At 44.6% G+C, this 18,652-nt stretch carries 17 protein-coding genes and 1 other annotated feature; of the genes, 6 read left to right on the forward strand and 11 right to left on the reverse strand.

Translation table 11 applies throughout. The features are described 5' to 3' along the window. The first annotated feature begins 80 nt into the window (after window positions 1-80). Both ACSQ8P_RS28365 and ACSQ8P_RS28370 read left to right on the forward strand, forming a co-directional pair. On the forward strand, window positions 81-449 hold the full coding sequence (locus tag ACSQ8P_RS28365) for a phage holin family protein (RefSeq protein ID WP_436238254.1): 369 nt from the start codon (window positions 81-83) through the stop codon (window positions 447-449). 174 nt (window positions 450-623) lie between these two features. After that, window positions 624-1,049, forward strand: coding sequence for a cytochrome C oxidase subunit II (locus ACSQ8P_RS28370; protein ID WP_436238255.1), 426 nt, complete (start codon window positions 624-626; stop codon window positions 1,047-1,049). Between the two features lie 28 nt (window positions 1,050-1,077). On the opposite strand, the gene ACSQ8P_RS28375 is transcribed toward ACSQ8P_RS28370, so the two are convergent. The 5 genes from ACSQ8P_RS28375 to pheS form a co-directional block, all read right to left on the reverse strand. Continuing rightward, window positions 1,078-1,656 (reverse strand): transposase, encoded by a 579-nt coding sequence (locus ACSQ8P_RS28375; RefSeq protein ID WP_436238256.1) that lies wholly within the window; start codon window positions 1,654-1,656, stop codon window positions 1,078-1,080. Between the two features lie 400 nt (window positions 1,657-2,056). Beyond that, window positions 2,057-2,605: a CvpA family protein gene (locus ACSQ8P_RS28380; protein ID WP_436238257.1), complete on the reverse strand. Its 549-nt coding sequence runs from the start codon at window positions 2,603-2,605 to the stop codon at window positions 2,057-2,059. A 12-nt stretch (window positions 2,606-2,617) separates the two neighbouring features. Continuing rightward, window positions 2,618-4,894, reverse strand: coding sequence for a hypothetical protein (locus ACSQ8P_RS28385; RefSeq protein ID WP_436238258.1), 2,277 nt, complete (start codon window positions 4,892-4,894; stop codon window positions 2,618-2,620). A gap of 93 nt (window positions 4,895-4,987) precedes the next feature. Next, complete coding sequence (pheT, locus tag ACSQ8P_RS28390; protein WP_436238259.1) at window positions 4,988-7,480, reverse strand: phenylalanine--tRNA ligase subunit beta; 2,493 nt, start codon at window positions 7,478-7,480, stop codon at window positions 4,988-4,990. Between the two features lie 26 nt (window positions 7,481-7,506). Then, window positions 7,507-8,541, reverse strand: a complete 1,035-nt coding sequence (gene pheS, locus ACSQ8P_RS28395; protein WP_436238260.1) for a phenylalanine--tRNA ligase subunit alpha — start codon at window positions 8,539-8,541, stop codon at window positions 7,507-7,509. A 70-nt stretch (window positions 8,542-8,611) separates the two neighbouring features. Continuing rightward, window positions 8,612-8,866: a binding site (T-box leader), on the reverse strand. A 206-nt stretch (window positions 8,867-9,072) separates the two neighbouring features. Here pheS and ACSQ8P_RS28400 point away from each other — a divergent pair. Then, window positions 9,073-9,501, forward strand: coding sequence for a MarR family winged helix-turn-helix transcriptional regulator (locus tag ACSQ8P_RS28400; RefSeq protein WP_436238261.1), 429 nt, complete (start codon window positions 9,073-9,075; stop codon window positions 9,499-9,501). Window positions 9,502-9,528: 27 nt separating this feature from the next. Further along, window positions 9,529-11,169, forward strand: a complete 1,641-nt coding sequence (locus ACSQ8P_RS28405) for an MDR family MFS transporter (protein WP_436238262.1) — start codon at window positions 9,529-9,531, stop codon at window positions 11,167-11,169. 51 nt (window positions 11,170-11,220) lie between these two features. On the opposite strand, the gene lepB is transcribed toward ACSQ8P_RS28405, so the two are convergent. Further along, window positions 11,221-11,751 (reverse strand): signal peptidase I, encoded by a 531-nt coding sequence (gene lepB / locus ACSQ8P_RS28410; RefSeq protein ID WP_436238263.1) that lies wholly within the window; start codon window positions 11,749-11,751, stop codon window positions 11,221-11,223. Window positions 11,752-11,887: 136 nt separating this feature from the next. Between lepB and ACSQ8P_RS28415 the strand changes: the two genes are divergently transcribed. Next, window positions 11,888-12,808 (forward strand): aldo/keto reductase, encoded by a 921-nt coding sequence (locus ACSQ8P_RS28415; protein WP_436238264.1) that lies wholly within the window; start codon window positions 11,888-11,890, stop codon window positions 12,806-12,808. Between the two features lie 24 nt (window positions 12,809-12,832). Continuing rightward, window positions 12,833-13,786 carry a glutaminase A gene (gene glsA / locus ACSQ8P_RS28420; protein ID WP_436238265.1) on the forward strand — a complete coding sequence of 318 codons (954 nt, stop codon included), beginning with the start codon at window positions 12,833-12,835 and terminating at the stop codon, window positions 13,784-13,786. Between the two features lie 88 nt (window positions 13,787-13,874). On the opposite strand, the gene ACSQ8P_RS28425 is transcribed toward glsA, so the two are convergent. The 5 genes from ACSQ8P_RS28425 to ACSQ8P_RS28445 form a co-directional block, all read right to left on the reverse strand. Further along, entirely contained in the window at window positions 13,875-14,060 is a 186-nt protein-coding gene (locus tag ACSQ8P_RS28425; RefSeq protein ID WP_436238266.1) for a hypothetical protein, read from the reverse strand. A 38-nt stretch (window positions 14,061-14,098) separates the two neighbouring features. After that, window positions 14,099-15,757 (reverse strand): copper resistance CopC/CopD family protein, encoded by a 1,659-nt coding sequence (locus tag ACSQ8P_RS28430; protein WP_436238267.1) that lies wholly within the window; start codon window positions 15,755-15,757, stop codon window positions 14,099-14,101. A 10-nt stretch (window positions 15,758-15,767) separates the two neighbouring features. Then, window positions 15,768-16,172: a DUF2203 domain-containing protein gene (locus tag ACSQ8P_RS28435; RefSeq protein ID WP_436238268.1), complete on the reverse strand. Its 405-nt coding sequence runs from the start codon at window positions 16,170-16,172 to the stop codon at window positions 15,768-15,770. Window positions 16,173-16,227: 55 nt separating this feature from the next. After that, window positions 16,228-16,716 (reverse strand): nickel-responsive transcriptional regulator NikR, encoded by a 489-nt coding sequence (gene nikR, locus ACSQ8P_RS28440; RefSeq protein WP_436238269.1) that lies wholly within the window; start codon window positions 16,714-16,716, stop codon window positions 16,228-16,230. 151 nt (window positions 16,717-16,867) lie between these two features. Then, window positions 16,868-18,631 (reverse strand): diguanylate cyclase, encoded by a 1,764-nt coding sequence (locus ACSQ8P_RS28445; RefSeq protein ID WP_436238270.1) that lies wholly within the window; start codon window positions 18,629-18,631, stop codon window positions 16,868-16,870. Window positions 18,632-18,652 lie beyond the last annotated feature (21 nt).

Consider the following 18,652-nt stretch of genomic DNA (forward strand, 5'->3'; position numbering starts at 1 on the left):
TTCACAATCAAAGCATTTTTCAAAAAATCGTTTTTTTGTCAATGGTCCTATTCCATGACAGAAAGAAGGAGGTTCACGACATGCATCTTCTTGGACATCTGGTAAGGTTTATTGTTTCAGCTTTGGTTTTATTGTTTGTAAGCTGGTTAGTTCCAGGGTTCTCAGTCGGCGGATTTTGGAGTGCATTTTTCTTGGCACTGGTCATCGCGATCGCGGCTTGGATCATTGAAGGCGTCTTCGGCAAACAGATCACTCCTTTTGGCAGAGGCATCGTAGGGTTTATAGTGAGCGCACTAGTCATTTGGGCCGCTCAGTTCATCGTGACCAATGTATCTACGAGTATGATAGGTGCTATTTTAGCTGCTTTAGTCATTGGGATCATCGACCTATTCATTCCAGTGAAAACCCCTTTCGAACAAGGGATCACCGGCAGAGAAGATCGTCGATAAACTTGTCAGTTTCCATAACTGATAGCTAAGGCAAAGCCAAAAAAAAGATCGGCCTGCAGCGTTCTCACTCGCCGGGCCGATCTTTTCTTTGTGGTTTCACCAGTTTGTCACTGTATTTTGGAAATAGGTCGTGTACAATAATGAGGATATCATTATGTATACGGAGGGGTACCCATGAAAAAACTTACAATTCTTATGATGGGACTAGCAGTAGTTATTGCCATCACTGCATGTGGAAACAAAGACTCCAAAACAACAACAGAAGCTTCAGTAACACCAGCAGCATCTGCACAAACTACTACAACACCAGCTGCTACTACGAAAGCTGCAACTGGTGGACAACAAGTTGTCTTAAAAGCTACAAATTTTCAATTTGATAAGACTGAATATCGCATCAAAAAGGGTGAGTCTGTCACTATAACACTCGACAATTCTCAAGGCGTCCATGGAGCATCCATTAAAGAGTTTAACATTAACCTCAACAATGGCAATAAAACAGTTACTTTTACACCAGATAAAACAGGTTCTTTCCCAATCACTTGCTCCATCATGTGCGGATCTGGTCATGCGAGTATGAAAACAACTCTTATCGTTGAATAATTACTAGTTATTGTTAAATTAAACCTTTTCACGAATTCTGTGATAAGGTTTTTCTTTTTTCATACGACTTGAAATGCATCCATTTTTTAAACATATCTTGTTCTGCGTATTTAATCTTTCTAGAAGTCCTAAACAGGAACCTTGCTAAAATACTCGTATTCTTATTGGCTCTGATACTTTTCTCTTCACTCTTTCGTTGCTCAGTATTGCCTATTAAGGACTCTTCGGTTAGATTTTCTGTCTTTTGCTTCCCCATACGGGCGTATTGCTTGTATAAGGCTAATTGAATTTTTTCAAGTATCAACTTCGCAGTCCGATAGTTCACACTAAGCAAGCTTGCAAACGCTGGAATAGAGTAGACCATCTCATCTTGGATCAATATCCGAATGGCTTTGAACCAGATTAATAAAGGTAACTTAGATTTATGCATGACGGTACCAACAGTAATAGATATTTGAGTCCGGCACTCCTTACATTCGAGTAAACCGTGTGTCTTCACTTTATAAAATGAATTATGATCACATCTTGGACAAGAGAACCCATTTCCCCAGCGACTTCTCATTAAGAACTGCTCACACTCTTCCTCTGATTGGAAAGCATTATCCATTGAACCTATTTAGATGCATTTCCATTACCAGATTCCCCCCATTAGTAGAACTTGTGTTCCTGTACTTATTATATAGAACATTTGTTTCCATATAAAGAAAAAAATGTTTATTTTGGTAGGAGTACTTCGGAGTTTTAAGTTTTCTGAGATATCTACAATTCCTTCAGTCAACATTGTTTAAACGTAATTTCTTTCCGTTTTGAAAATGAAAGTGTTATCTATTCGGGTGAATATGACTAATTCGAAGTTGTAGATACTTCAGAAAAAATGTTTTGCGATATGGTTGCCCCTGCCGACTCCCTCTCCATCTCAAATCCTCATCCCTCATCCCCTCTAGCATTATGGTGTCTCCCCACAAAATAAATAGAAACTACCGCTTTTTTTCAAAAGACAGTAGTTTCTAAAGGGAGATTCCTTGTTTCCACAGGTCATGGAGTTTACCCGCTACCTGCGGCAACTCGTTAATCAAATAAGGAGCTATAGATGAGCTTGCTAGAAGCTTCTGGGGGCCATCTGATGGAATGATGGTCATAACATTTACAGCAATTACAATGATGAGCAGCGCTTCTGCTAACCCCAGCAATGCGCCGCTCCAACGGTTAATTGTGCTCAGCCCCGGGGTTTTGGCAAGAACGTTCAATGCTCTGCCAATGATCATAAGTGCAAGTTTAACACCAAAAAATAGAAGCGCAAAGGCAATGGCATTTAGAATATAAGTATCTAAATTGAGTCCTTTTACGATGAATTCATATTTTTGATAATTTTGATATGTTGGTAACGAGATCGTACTCTTGAGGAACGGAGCAAGATCCTTGTAAAAATAAAAAGCAACAAGATATGCGAGGATCATACCCGAAATAGAAACGATTTGAGAGATAAATCCTCTAAAGTAACCAATCAACAGTCCTAAGGCAATGACCGACATTAAGACGTAATCAAGTAGATTCACTGTCACTTTGGGCTACCCAATTGGACTATCAGCTTCTACAAGCTCAATCCATTCGTTGTATTCGATTTGAAGCTTAGCATATTCTTCACGCAATTTCCGGTATTCCTCTTTGACCGCGTGAAGTTCTTCTTGTTGAGCTTCGTCATTCATACTCAGCTGTAGAAGCTCTTCCTTTTCCTGCTGAGCTTGAGCCCAAATAAGTTCTTTTTCTTCTTCAAACTCTTGAGCTCGTGTATCTCGTTCTGTCTGCATTTGTGCAAGTAATTCTTCAATTTTCCCTTGATAATGTTGAATGATCGTTGCCTTCTGCTCCTCAAGCTGCTGTTGGAACGATGCTTGTTGTTTTTGATAGTGACCTTCTAGATCACCCTTCGCCTCTTCAAACCGTCGAGCTTTAGCCTCTTCTTCTTCCTGATATAACAACGCGAGCGAGTCGATATCCTCTTGATGAGTGCTTACTGCAACTTCTAACTCAGCTTGATGTTTCTGTTTTATCACATGAATCTCAGCATGATGGCCACGTACGATGGCTGCTATTTCGTTATGATTTTTGGTATTGTTCGACGATAATTCATCTCGGTGTTGCTTAGAGAGCGATTCCAATTCATTTTGATGTTTCTCTGATATTGAACTCAACTCATTTTGGTGTAGCTCCGAAATTGCATGCAGTTCATTTTGATGGTTCTCAGAAATTGCTTTCAGTTCGATTTGGTGTTGATTTGTGAGAGAAGCAATCTCATTTTGATGATTTTCTGTCAAAGAAGCAATCTCGAAATGGTGCTCATCAATTTGATTTGCTAATTCACTTTGCAGTTTATCAGTAATTGCTGTTAACTCCGATTGGTATTCTTCTGAAATTGTTTCAATTTCATTGAGATGACTATCTGAAATAGCTACTAATTCTGCTTGATGAGCTTCTGTCATAAGTGCGATTGCTTCCTGTTGTTCTTCAGTCAAGATCGCGATTGCAATTTGTTGTTCCTCTGACAAAAGTGCTATTGCAGCTTGATGCCCGTCTGTAATTGTCTCCATAGCGAATTGATGCTCTTGTCTCAAAGCCGCAAGTTGGGATTGATGTTCTCGTACCATGGAAGCTTGTACTTCCTGGTGCTGCGCGGTTATAGATTCGATTTGTGCTTGGTACTGCTTATGGATGCCGTCGATATCAGAACCGCTTTGCATGGATATTAATGCCAATGCATCTTGATGCTGAAGTTCTGCGTTTTCTTTATCTTGCAGATGTAGCTGGATAAGTGATTGCTTCTCTTCCTGAAGCTGTTGGTGCAGACTTTCAATTTCTTTGCGATGCGTGTCCGCAATGGCAGCCAACTCAATTTTATGCTGTTCAGCTAACTTAAGAAGTTGTTGCGATTTATGCTGCTGCGCTTGCTCAAGCTGTTGCTTGCTTTGTTGATGGAGCTGTTTTTCTTCCTCAAGCAGTTGGTTCAGACTTTCATTTTCTTTGCGATGCGTGTCCGCGATGGCAGCCAACTCAACTTTATGCTGTTCAGTTAATTTCAGAAGCTGTTGCGATTTATGCTGCTGTGCTTGCTCAAGCTGTTGCTTGCTTTGTTGATGGAGCTGTTTTTCTTGCTCAAGCTGCTGTTTAACTTGTACGCTTTGGCGCTTCTCCTGATCAAGCTGTTGCTTGATTTGATCTATTTGTTTATTAACTTGCTCTTGTTGTTGTTTCGCTTGATCAATCTGTAGTTTCGCTTGATCGTATTGTTGTTTAGTTTGATCAATCTGTTGCTTAGCTTGAACCTGCTGTTGTTTCGTTTGTTCGAGTTGCAGCTTGGCTTGGTCTAACTGCTGCTTCCCAAGTTCATACTTCTGTTTCATTTGCAGCATTTGCTGATTCGATTGTTCTTGTTCTTGTTTTACTTTTATAATTTCTTGTTTATGTTGCTTTTCAAGTTCTGAGATTTGTTCCAGCTTCCCGTTTTGCTCAGCAAGTAAGGCTTGGTTTCTGTCATCTTCTTGCTTCAATTCATGATACCGTGTTGTAAGTTTCTCGTAGGCGATTTTAGTCGCTTCCTGCTCTTTCTGCACTTTGCTAAGCTCTTCCAAAATTTCATTCATTCGGAAGCACTCATCAGCCATGTTTACTGCGGCCAAAACAGCGATCCGTTGCGAATCCAAACGAGGATAACCTTTGGCAATACGAAACATTTGGTCATTTACATATTCCGCCACTCGCTTCATATGATTGGTGCTTGTATCAGCTTTGAGCTTATATTGGTGTCCATATATATCAACAGTAATTCTTGTTTTATCTTCAATAGTCAATTTAAATCCTCCCTTAAGATGAAAGGCTGGCCCTATCGAGAATAATTTCGATAAGACCAGCCTATATTCCTGCAAACTATAAGGAAAGTTACACTATTTTCTTAACTCTGCCTCAAATTGTTGTTCAAGTGTTGTCACAACTTTGGCGTGGAGTTCAGTTACTTCTTCATCAAGCAGAGTTCTGTCTGCATGACGGTACACAAGTGCGATTGCTACGCTTTTACGATTAGCACCAAGGCGCTCTCCCGTATAGATATCAAATACCTGGATAGACTCCAACAATTCACCTGCAACCTCGGAGATCGCTTGCTCCATAAGTCCAACTGGGACGCTTGCATTCACTACAACTGCAATATCACGCCCGATTGACGGATAGCGAGGTAGCAACTTATAAACAATCTCTTCGCCTGCCGCTTCCAAGATAGGTAATAGTTCAACTTCAAGCACATAAGTGTCGTCCAGATCACGCTGTTGTTGCGCAGTCGGATGTAGTTGACCTACACGACCAATGACTTTCGGACCTTCAGCGGAAACAATTGAGATCTCTGCTGTGCGACCTGGGTGGAAGCCTTCTGGTGCTGCTGACGTGTATGTCAGTCCCTTAATTCCAAGGTACCCAACTAAACGATCGAAAATCCCTTTGATGTCGTAAAAATCAACAGCTTCTGACTTCTGAGCCCAGTGCGCTTGGCGACGTTTGCCTGTCAGTACGATAGACAGTAACAGCTTTTCTTGCGGCAGAGCCGTAAGTGCTGCTTCGTCAGTAATGAATGCTTTGCCAATTTCGAAAATGGCGACATCATCCATCGTACGATTACGATTATAGCTAACAACATCAAGCAAATGTGGAACTAAGCTAGTACGCAGCTGACTACGGTCTTCGCTCATCGGCATCGCTAGTGAAATTGGCTTCGCAGTCGGGTATAGACCAGGAATAGCATCTACTTGCGCTTGTGGATTCACTTCTGCACCTGCGCCACCGTGTGAACGCGGGTTTGTGAAGGAATACGTAATCACTTCATTCAATCCGCTTTGCGTCAAGATATTCCGTGTAATCCGGCGGATGGATTGCTCTTTGGATAGTGACCCTGGCGTCGTAACACCGGTCATCAAGGTTGTTGGGATGTTATCGTAACCAAAGAGGCGTGCGACCTCTTCGATCAAATCGACATCACGCGTAATGTCTCCGCGGCGGCTCGGCACATGCACGAGCAGCTTGCCTTCGCCAGCTTGCTCGAATGTGAAGTGCAAGCGCGAAAGGATTTGCCCCATCTCGGTCAAGGAAAGCGCTGTGCCGAGATAGTTGTTCACGCGGTCAGCTGCAAGCTCGATGCTGACCGACTCGTGGGTTCCGCTAACGGCTTCTACGATGCCGTCAGCGACTTTACCACCTGCGTATTGCGCAATCAGCGCAGCAGCACGGTTTAGTGCCGGAATCACCGATTCCGGGTTCACTTCTTTCTCGAAGCGAAGGCTCGCTTCGGAACGCAGACCTAGCTGGCGCGATGTGCGGCGCACAGAGCTGCCAGCGAACTTTGCGGATTCAAGCAGGATCCGCGAAGTTCCGTCAGTCACTTCGGAGTTGGCTCCGCCCATAACTCCAGCGATTGCAACAGGCTTGGTGCCGTCCGTGACGAGCAGCATGTGCGGTTCAAGGGTACGTTCCACATCGTCAAGCGTAACGAGCTTCTCGCCAGCTTCAGCGAGTCGTACATCGATGTGTCCGTTATTCAGCTGCTCCAAGTCGAACGCGTGAAGCGGCTGGCCGTATTCCAACATCACGAAGTTCGTGATGTCGACGATGTTGTTGATAGGGCGGATGCCCGCAGCCATCAAGCGGTTCTGGATCCACAGCGGAGAAGTGCCCACGCGCACGCCTTCGATCAGGCGAGCTGCGTAGTGCGTACACTGCTCAGTCGCTGTGATTTTCACGCTGATGCGGTCCGCAGCCTTCACGCCGGCAGCTCCTGCCGTTTGCAGCGCAGCTTCCGCATCAGGCAGCTTAACTTCGCGGCCAAGGATCGCCGCGATCTCGTAAGCAGCCCCGAGCATGCTCAAGCAATCGGAGCGGTTTGGCGTCAAGTCAAGCTCCATGACTTTATCGCTAATCGCCAATACATCTAGAATTGATTGGCCAATTTCCGTATCCTCAGGCAACACCAAGATGCCTTCTTGAATTTCTTTTGGAAGCAATTTGTCGTTAAGCCCTAGCTCTTTCGCGGAACAAATCATACCTTGTGATTCCACGCCACGCAGCTTAGCGCGTTTGATTTCCAGTCCGCCTGGAAGGACAGCGCCGATCATCGCGACAGGAACCTTTTGTCCAGCATCAATATTTTTGGCACCACACACGATTTGCAAGTCTTCCCCTTGCCCTGCATCGATCACGCAAACGCTAAGTTTGTCGGCATCAGGGTGCTTTTCACGGGATTTTACAAACCCGACAACAACGTTAGATACACCTTTATTGCGATCCTCGACGATATCCACTTCGATACCGCTGCGGGTTAATTTTTCAGCTAATTCTTCGGCTGTGAAACCTGATACGTCAACATATTCCGATAACCATTGATAAGAAACTTTCATGCTTGATACCCTCCTTTTCCTAATGCTTACACATGTAAAAATTGCTTTAAGAAACGCAAATCATTCGTATAGAAATGACGAATATCTTCGATGCCATATTTCAACATAGCGATACGCTCAACACCCATACCGAATGCGAAGCCTGTGTATTCCTTCGGATCATAGCCACCCATTTCAAGAACTCGCGGATGAACCATTCCCGCTCCGAGAATTTCCAACCAACCTGTTTGCTTACACGTACGGCAGCCTTCGCCGCCACACATCGCACAACTCACATCGACCTCAACACTCGGCTCTGTGAAGGGGAAAAAGCTTGGGCGCATACGAATTTTCGTCGTTGGTCCATACATTTCTTGTACGAATTGAAGCAATGTCCCTTTGAGATCACTCATCCGCACAGTGCGGTCAATGACCAGACCTTCAATTTGTTGAAACATGTGAGAGTGAGTCGCATCGTCGTCATCGCGGCGGTAGACTTTGCCTGGACAAATGATTTTGATCGGAACTTCACCTTTACGCTTCTCCATTGTTCTTACTTGAACAGGGGATGTCTGCGTGCGCATCAAAATTTCTTCTGTAATATAGAACGAATCCTGCATATCACGAGCCGGATGATCCTTCGGCAGGTTCAACGCTTCGAAGTTGTAATAGTCTTGCTCAACCTCTGGACCCTCCGCAACGGTGTAACCCATCCCTATGAAAATGTCTTCAATTTCTTGAATGACTTTGCTTAGAGGATGCACAGCACCTTGCTGTGAAGGACGTCCTGGCAATGTAACGTCGATCATTTCCGCACGAAGTCTATTCTCTGTTTCTTGCTTCGTGTAAGCTGCTTGTTTCTCTTCAATAACAGCCTCAATCGCTGCACGCACATCATTCGCCACTTGGCCGATGACCGGTCTTTCTTCTGCGCTTAAAGCGCCCATGCCACGAAGAACCTCGGTTAATGGTCCTTTTTTACCTAAATATTTAACTCTTAAATCGTTCAGCTCCTGCTGACTTCCTACGCCGCTTAGCTCCTGCAGCGCTTCCTGCTTCAAAGCTTCTAACCGCTCTTTCATCGAAATCCCTCCTGAATTAGGCCTCTGAACCGCCCTTTATGAAAACACAAAAAAGACTTTCCGCTCCCTCGCAAGGGACGAAAAGCCGTGGTACCACCCTAATTAGATTCGTCTATGTCCAGTTGACAAATAAACGAGTCTCACTTCATTCCAGATAACGGACGATGTGTCCGGTTCCCTCTACTGAGAAGCCGCTTCGCGCTTCTGTTCAAAGGACTGCTCGGGAGTGAACTTCCACAGCCTGATTCTCGGGGCCAGCTCTCAATCATCGGCTTTCCCTCCCTGTCAAGAAGCACTGCGTACTCTTCTCCGTCAAAGCATTTCCACGTATATGTACCAGTTATTATATGCAAGATACAAAGGATATGCAAGTACATCACTCCTTGGTTTTCTGAAATTTTCAGAAACACCCTATTGACTTCATCCATTGACAGGTTTATATTTTACTTAAACAATTTAAATATTATTTGATTTAATTATTATATTGTTTAATTATTAGACAATTCTAACAATTTGCAAGGAGGTTATCACTTGGAAGATGAATTGACTGACTATACCAATCGCTTCCGCACAACATTTGAACTGGCTCATCGCAAAATAACGCAAAGAGTCCTCTCAGAATTGAATTCGGAGTTAACAGCTCCTCAATTATTCATGTTAGCGATGATTTCGAAGGAACAGACACCAAAACAATCTCATCTGGCCGATAAATTGGGCGTTAAACCAAGTGCGATTACGGTCATGATTGACCGGCTTGTTCAAAGTGGACACGTTATACGTAAGCATCATGAGACGGATCGCCGAATTGTTCTGGTTGAAAATACGGCAGAAGGCAGCGCAGTCCTCGCTCAAGCTAACGATGTCCAGAAGAAAGTGATTGCACGCGGCTTATCACAGCTTCCCTCAGATGAACTTCATGTCTTCGTAAGTGCGTTCGAAAAATTCACCTCATCGTATTAATTTTATTACATCAAAGGAGTGATACAGATGGTAAGTATTCAAAAAGCAGATCCAAAGGATCTCTCGGAAGAAGCTGCACCTGAGCTCAAAAATAGGGGACTCCTCCTCACCGGCTTGATCATTGCTATGCTCTTCGGGGCTTTGGACGGTACGATCGTAGGAACAGCAATGCCGCGTATCGTCGGTGAATTCGGCGGACTTGGGCTGATGACTTGGTTAACGACAGCTTACATGCTGACTTCCACCGTTATCGTACCTATCGCTGGTAAACTGGCTGATTTAATGGGCCGCCGCGTCATCTATGTAACAGGACTTATTATCTTCATCGTTGCTTCAGCGCTTTGCGGAATGTCTCAGAATATGACTGAACTTATTTTGTTCCGCGGTTTGCAAGGTCTTGGCGGTGGTATCATGATGCCGATGGCCATGATTATTATTGGGGATTTATTCACTGGTAAACAGCGTGCCAAATGGCAAGGTGTTTTCGGAGCGATCTTCGGTTTATCCTCCGTTATCGGGCCGCAAGTCGGTGGCTGGATCGTAGATGCTTGGGACTGGCGTTGGGTGTTTTACATTAACCTGCCTGTTGGTATTCTAGCTGTTATTCTGATTTCTATTGCTTTACCGAAGCATAAATCAGTAGGGAAAGTTAAGTTTGATATCCCAGGTATCGTCACGATGATTGTCGGTGTAGTGAGTTTACTTCTTGCTCTCACGTTTGGCGGTAGTGAGTATGCTTGGGGCTCATGGCAGATTATTGGTCTGTTCGCACTAGCTGTCGTGTCATTAGTTTCCTTCGTATTCATTGAAAGTAAAGCACAAGAGCCAATCCTTCCTGTTCGTTTGTTCAAAAATAGAACCTTCTCCACCATTAACGGCGTAGGCTTCCTGATGGCGGTAGGAATGTTCGGTGCTATTATGTTCGTTCCTCTCTTCATGCAAGGGATTGTCGGTATTAGCGCGTCAGCTTCTGGAACCGTCATGACACCGCTCATGATTACAATGATTGCTGCCAGCGTCGTTTCAGGCCAATTAATTGATAAGATTGGTGTTCGTAGACAAATGCTCATCGGTATGATTGTTATGGCTGTTGGCTTTGTTTTCCTTAGCACAATGGGTATTTCTACGACGAAGTTGATAGCATCCAGCTACATGGTTCTACTTGGTTTAGGAATGGGTCTTGTCATGCCAATTCTGACACTCGCTTTACAAGAAAGCTTCCCGAAATCAGAGCTTGGTGTGGTAACGTCTTCCAGCCAATTTTTCCGTCAAATCGGTGGTACCTTCGGGATGACGATTCTCGGCGCTATTATGAATCATAAATCAACAGTTTTGCTTGAACAAAACCTAGAGCCAGTAGTGAAACAGTTTCCCGCGGAAGTAGGGAGTCCATTAATTGATATGATCCATAAGAACCCGCAAACTCTCTATTCCTCCCTGTTAAGTCCAGAGGCAATGGCCAAATTGCCAAAAGAATTAGTGGAGAAATTGCCAATCATTAAAGATGCGCTTGTCTCCTCTCTTCATCAAGTGTTTATCTACGGACTGGTATTCGTGCTACTCGGCGCGGTCCTTACGCTATTCGTTGGGAACATCAAACTTTCCGAGCGCAAGAAGAAAAATAAAGGCGACGCTGAAGAGAACCAAGTATCACCTCATCTCGCTTAATGCAAGAAAAAGCTCCCTTCCTCTAAATGAGGTCGGGAGCTTCTTTTAATGTTATTCAATTGTCCCCATTTGACTAAGCGGGAAAATGCGAAATACGGCTTTGCCGATAATATCCTTTTCAGCTACAAAAGGTGTCACTGGCCACAAATGAGAATCATAGCTGTCATTGCGATTGTCGCCTAAGAAGAAATACTTCCCTTCAGGCACAGTTACTTGATGAAAAGTATATGTCATAGGTGCTTGGATATAAGGCTCGTCTACCTTGGCTCCGTTCCTGTAAAGAGCACCATTTTTGATCTCGATCGTATCGCCAGGCAGTCCGATCAGACGCTTCACATAGCGGTCCTCATTCCCCTCAATTGGCGGCCAAAACACAACAATATCACCGAATTCAAAGTCGGTTAATGGCTTCATTTTCTCAACAATCAGCTCGTCTTGTAATTGAATAGTTGGCAGCATGGATCCTGTTGGAACAGTCATCGCTTGCGCAACATACGTATTAACTACAAGCGCAATAATAATAGCAAATGCTATAGTAGGCACCCATTCTTTCAATAGGCTTAGCACATATTTTTTGATCAATAGAACCAACATCCTTTCGCCTTAAATTATTTCTATTTACACCGTAACCCATTTATGGAAAGCTTACATTAAGATAAAATAAATAAAATGTTGTTGTATAATGAATTTGGATAACCTAATAAGGAGAGTGCTCGACATGAAATATCGTAGACTTGGCAAAACAGACCTGAAAGTTTCCATCGTTGGTGTTGGCACTTGGCAATTCGGCGGTGAGTGGGGATTAACCTATACACAAGCAGAAGCGGACGCTATTCTGGATCAAGCAGCAGAGCTTGGTATCAACTTAATTGATACGGCAGAATGCTATGGTGATCACCTCTCCGAGTCATTTATCGGTAATTATTTATCCCGCCGCGATCGCGATAAGTGGGTTGTAGCGACGAAATTCGGCCATCATTTCCATGATTTATTCACACGAACTGATGAGTTTAGCGCCGAAGCCGTCATTAAGCAACTTGACGCATCTCTACAAGCTTTACATACGGACTATATTGACTTATACCAATTCCATTCTGGACCTGATGCTTTATTCGATAATGATGATCTATGGACGACCCTTGATAAACAAGTGCAAGCTGGCAAAATCCGTCACCTTGGCACCTCGATCGGCAGCAATGCCAATATTCATCAGACCGCGGCTTCAAGCAAAGTGAATGCCAAAGCGATTCAAGTTGTCTACAATCGACTGGACCGCGCGCCGGAAGATCAGGTATTCCAATCTTGTATCGATCAAGACCTTGGTGTACTCGCACGTGTACCTCTTGCCAGCGGCTATTTAAGCGGTAAATATAAGCCAGGCGCTGTATTTAGTAACACGGACGTTCGTCATCGTCACGATGCGGAAAGTGTCAAACAGAAGCTGGAAGACGTTCAGCGCATTCAGCAAAATGAAGTGCCTGAAGGCATGGACATGGCGAAATGGGCATTGGCTTGGTGCTTAAAGCATGATGCAGTAACTTCTGTTATTCCAGGCTGTAAAAACCCAGAACAAGTAATTGCAAATGCAGCAGCAACAGAGCTCATCAGCGACAATCATCCGCAAGCTTGGAAAGCCTAGAGAAGAGGAAGGACTGACTTCACCATGTCTCACCAACAGCACGATGAAACCTGGAAGGAGCTTCACACTCACATCGACGAATGGGTTGCTGTTAGCAAAACGCATACGTCGGATGGTCATGTCGCTTCCTACATCCCTGAGCTAGCTAACGCTTCTGGAGATATTCTCGGTATATGCATTATGGATAGCGAAGGGAAAACCATCATGTCAGGTGATTCTGACTTTCGCTTCACCTTACAAAGTATTTCGAAAGTTTTTTCACTTATACTTGCACTTATGGATAATGGCGAAGACGTTGTATTCTCCAAAGTTGGGATGGAGCCGACTGGCGATGACTTCAACTCGATGCTGAAGCTCGAGCTTATCGAGCCAGGCATCCCTTTCAATCCGCTAATTAATGCAGGAGCGATTGCGATCTCTTCTTTAATTGCAGGGAATAACACGGATGAACAGGTCGATCGTATTCTTCATTTCTTCAGGGATATTGCGGATAATCCTTCGCTTTCCATTAATCAAAACGTGTTCAAATCCGAGTCGGATACCGCTCATCGCAATCGTTCCTTAGCTTATTTCCTTAAAGATAACGGTGTCTTGGATAAAGAAGTAGACGAAGTCCTTCGTGTCTACTTCAGCCACTGCTCCATCGAGGTGAATTGCACGGATCTTGCCAGAATGGCCCTCGTACTCGCTCATAACGGCGTAGATCCGATTCGCAAACAACGCCTTATTCCGCGGCGCTTCGTACAAATCGCCAAGACCTTCATGTTTACCTGTGGGATGTACAATGCCTCCGGTGAATTTGCCATGAATGTCGGGCTGCCTGCGAAGAGCGGCGTGTCCGGCGGCATCCTGACGATGGTGCCAGGACAATACGGTATCGGCATCGTTGGACCCTCACTGAACCGTAAAGGCAACAGCACTGCTGGTGTACATCTGCTTGGCATCCTTTCGCAGGAGTTCGACTGGAGCTTGTTTTAACGCGACTACCTACATGCAAACAAAAAGAACCTTCCCTTTCCGACTTTCGTTCAGTCTCGGGGGAAGGTTCTTTCTTAACCATTTACCATCATTGCATCGATTGCTTGATGCGTTGGAGGGCTTCTATCAACTCATCCACTTCTTGCTCATTCAGTCGAATCGTCACATAGTTCGGTGAAATGCCGCCGTCATTGACTTCAATTAGAGCGGAATCATCTTTGTCATCGAGTTTAACGGAAAGATGGTCTTTATCTAGAATTTGAACCCAAGCCATCGTCATCCTCCTCGCTTATCTAATCTGCCTTCTCAGGCTTAATACACAATGAAGTCTTTGGTATACACCGTCTCATTATCTTCGGTATCCATGACGCGCATTTCTAGCTCCCAATTGCCTCTAAATGGCAGATATGGCCCTTCCGATTTATAACTAAATTTAGCAAAACCGTAGGACTCCTCTTCCTTCGTATCTTTATAGATCGTTAACGGAATAGAGATCGGTGCAATCTGCTCATCATCCTTATTATGCAAAATCAAGAGAACCTGCTTAGGTTGACCTGATTTTTCAGGCAGCCATACCTTAGCGACGAAGCTGTTATTGCCCGGAATTTTAGGTGTAATATCGACCGAAACATGGACCTTCTCTCCCATCTGATGCCACTGAAGCGGCTCATTAGAAGGAATGGGTGCCATATACGTAAGCAGTCCGACAAGCACAACAATGATGACCATAAGGGATAGATCTAGTTTCACCCAGACGATCGATTGATTCACTTGCTTTTTGCGAAGGAAGAGTCGAATTACGAACCCCAACACGGCGACAAGCACCACCACGCCTACTTTCACAAGCAAGAGGATCCCCCAAGTTGTGTACGTTAAATAACGCAGATTCGGTAAAAATAGCAAGACAGAAAGGATCCCTGAAACGGTTAAAACAAGGATCGAAATCAATGCGAATTTGGAAAACTTTTGCATATAACTACCGAGCCCCGTCTTGTTATGACGCCATTTCGCATACAGCAAAATTAATCCGCCAACCCAACAAGCTGCGGCTACGAGATGAATAAAATCGAGCCCAATCGTCGCCCACAGAGGTGAGAAGGAAGCTGCGTGGCCGCTGAAGCTTTTGACTGCCAAAAGGGCCAAGGCCCAAGCCACATCCAACCATGCCGCCCTGCCCAGCAAAACAAAACCTAGGAATGATAATACGAGAAGCAGTACCCAAGAAATTCCAATATTCGTCGCGCTTAGCAGCTGCCATATTTCATCCACACCGCCGCCGCCCAAAAGATCCTCTATATGAGTGAAAATGAGCAGCAATAAGGCAACAATATGTCCGCGTTGAAGATTGAGCGACCAGGTAGAGACCGATTTCTGAGCTTCTTCACCTTGGGTTCTCACCAATCTTAACCAGAATGCCCAACCAGTCAAGGCCAACAGCATAAGAAACCATAAACCACGGGAGGCGTATTGCAGCAACCCCTTGGTCGTCAGCGGCCCTGCACTGTGATCGTGTCCCGTATGAGCGGATGGTACATCGAGCAAATCCTCCTGAGGCGGGTTCCCGACCGTGATCGGATAACTTCCACCCACAGGATGACCATCTGCTGAAATGACGTGATAACTAATCAAATACACGCCTTCTGCCAGCTTCGGCAAATCCAGCTTGATCCCCATCTGATCCTTATTCATTATCGCTTTGCGATTCGTTATCTCAGCTCCGCTATGATCATATACCTTAATATAAAAGAGTCCGCTGTCTAATTGTTCATTAAACGTGACGGACACCACAGCAGGCGAGCTTTCAAGCTTGGCTCCCGCTTCTGGTGTCGCTTCAACTAATGAGGCATGTGCAGAGACTGATTGGGGCGCAAGGAGAGCACTCATAAACATGATCGCTAACACAGCAATTAAGCCTACTGGCAGTCGCAGGAACCACATTTTAGTTCGTTGTTGTAGTAATAATCTCGTCATTAATATCCCTCTAATCCGCTATCGGTCTACGGCCAGCAAACCCATCTTGCTCTCCGTGATAATAACGAATCTGATCCTCTCCTTGCTTCCAACAAAGCAACACTTCTTGTCCATTCATGACTGCTGGGAAATCAACAAGTCCCGTATCGATATCTTTTAGCTCAATGCCTGTCTTTTGAAAGCTTTGAATGAGTCCACGCGCTTCAATTTGAAGAAATTCCAACGCTGCTTCCATGACGAAAAAGGGATCCTTTTCCGAGCTGGGCATCGAAGCGTATTCATTCTTCTTATGGCGTAACTCCATATATTTGTCCTCAAATTCACGCTTCAAGGCTTGCATCTTCTTCAGTTCTTGATCAACAAATGGCAATAAATAATTGGCTTCTTCCAAAGAGAACCATCTCTTCTCTGACATAACGCACCTCCATATCCTTTATTTTAGCAAAAATACAAACGAACTACGAATTCCACTAATCCGTCTCAGCCTTATCGTGAACGTGATGATGCCCATGATGATGGCTGTGTCCATGACTTTGACCATGCTCGTCCACATGTGTAACAGACAGCTCTGCGTAGGCAACACCTTTTAACACTTGTATGCGTTGCTGCAGCTCTCGAAGCTTCTGCACTTCACCGCGAACGACGAGTATTTCCAAGCATTGCTTATGGTTTAAATGGATATGCATCGTTGAAATAATGGCATGATGGTAGTCGTGCTGAAGATCCATTAGCGTGATCGGTAAATCACGGCTATCGTGGTCATATACCATGACAATTGTACCGGCAACCATTTCAGTTGGCTCCATACTGCTTGAGGTCAAAAGCGCCTTGCGCGCCAGATCACGAATCGCCTCCGAGCGATTATCATACCCTTGTAAGGCAATCAACCGATCAAATTGCTCGATTAGAGACTGCGGCATTGAAATTCCAAAACGTACCAGATTGTCTTTATCCGACATTCATCTTGCTCCTTCATGTGTATCTTCGTATATCATTCTACTGTATCAGAAAGTGCTGGAGTCGCAAACCTCCTTCAAGGTAAATTGAACCACAGACAACTTTCTTAAGGGAGCAAAAACAAAAAAAGGAGAGGACATAGCCCCTCCTTTCCTAGACAAGTTTCATTAACTGTTTGACGCGATTCTCCAACTCCACGAGTGAGAATGGCTTCGTCATATAATCATCGGCTCCCATTTGCAGACCTTTCGCCACATCCGCTTCCTTCTTCTTACCAGAAAGCATCAGTATCTTCAAATCTTTGGAGAGCGCATTCGCATCCGTCTTGATCTTCTCCAAGATGGTAAATCCATCAAGTCCAGGCAAGATGCCATCCAAAATACAAGCATCGAAGGCTTGATCACACAGCAGTTGCCATGCTGCTTCACCATCAGAAACCTGCGTAATAACAATCGGCAAGTGCTCCAATTGCGAGATCAGAATCGCTCTCAGAATCGGATCATCATCAACGATCAAGAGCTTTTTCTTCTGCAGCTGGGCATTCGCATGGGCAACCAGCTTCGTAAATTGTGCACCCTCATCTTCTAAGTCGGCCAGAACAACGCGATTCTTGCCTTGCTGCTTCGCTTGGTACATCGCATCGTCCGCTTTCGCTACCCACTCCGCAACCGTCATCCCTACCTGCCATTCAGCTACTCCAGCTGAGAACGTAATGGAGAACGTTTGACCCTCATTCTGTGCAACGGGCTTCACTCGAACTTTATCTAAAATATCTTGCATGATAGACCTAGCTTGATCCACAGTCGTATTCGGAAGTGCGATTACAAACTCTTCGCCGCCAAAACGAGCCAATAAATCTGTCGAACGCAGATTGACCTGCATCAGATGAGCCAAGCCTTGGAGCACCAAATCACCTACGTGATGTCCATACGTATCATTAACACTTTTGAAGCTGTCAATATCGATAAACACGAGAGAAATTGGCGCTGGGTAGCGCTCAATGCGCTGCAGCTCTAATCCAATCTGCAGATCAAAATAGCGGCGATTAAACACACCTGTCAGCGGGTCGCGGAAAGCCAGCTGTTCAAAATTTCGGGTCCTCTTGAGCAGACCGTAGATGCGCGCAGCCAATTCCTCATATTGGAATGGCTTGGTCACATAATCATCGGCCCCTAAATGGAAACAACGAACTTTATCGCTGATATCATCACGTCCAGATAACACGATAAGCGGCAGCCATTTCAGAGTAGGATCTTCTTTTAGAAAATCAAATAGCTCATAGCCAGACTGTGGGTGCATCATAAGATCTAGCGTAACAAGATCATATGTATGCTCACGCAGTATTTTTTTTGCTGACTCTACATCAGCGGCTTCATCAACGATACAATCATCCAGTTGCAATCGTCTAGTTAAATAAGAGCGAAGCGCATCGTCATCATCTACTAGTAAAATACGACTTTTGAGAGTTCGAAGCATCGAGCCTGTAACAGGATCGTTCTCCTCATCCATCTGAATTTCCGTTAAGCCGATATCCAGCTCCATTTTCAATTCAAGCAATAATTCAACCGTTCGTTCAATGCTTTCATATACCGGGCTCGTCGACAAGAGCGACTCATGATCCTGCTTCTCAATGGCTAGAGTCCATTCCCATTTCCGCACCATGTCTTCCGCCAGTTTACCAATTCTCATATAACCAAAGACAGGCGCACTACCTTTGAATGTATGTGCAATCCGATAGCATTGTTGCAAATCCTCTAGATTTGGCTGCACCTGAACCGCTGTCAGCAAGGACTGCAACTGCTGCAGTTGCTTGTCAAATTCACGAATAAACAGCTTTCTTCCTTGTTTAAGGATTCTTGCATCTCGATCGGATTCTGAAGCTGAATCTTTGGATCTCTCTATATTCCTATGGCTCATAGCAGACAATCACCCTTTATA

Origin of the sequence: Paenibacillus sp. LjRoot153 (assembly GCF_964253085.1) — a bacterium.
Lineage (GTDB): Bacteria > Bacillota > Bacilli > Paenibacillales > NBRC-103111 > Paenibacillus_E.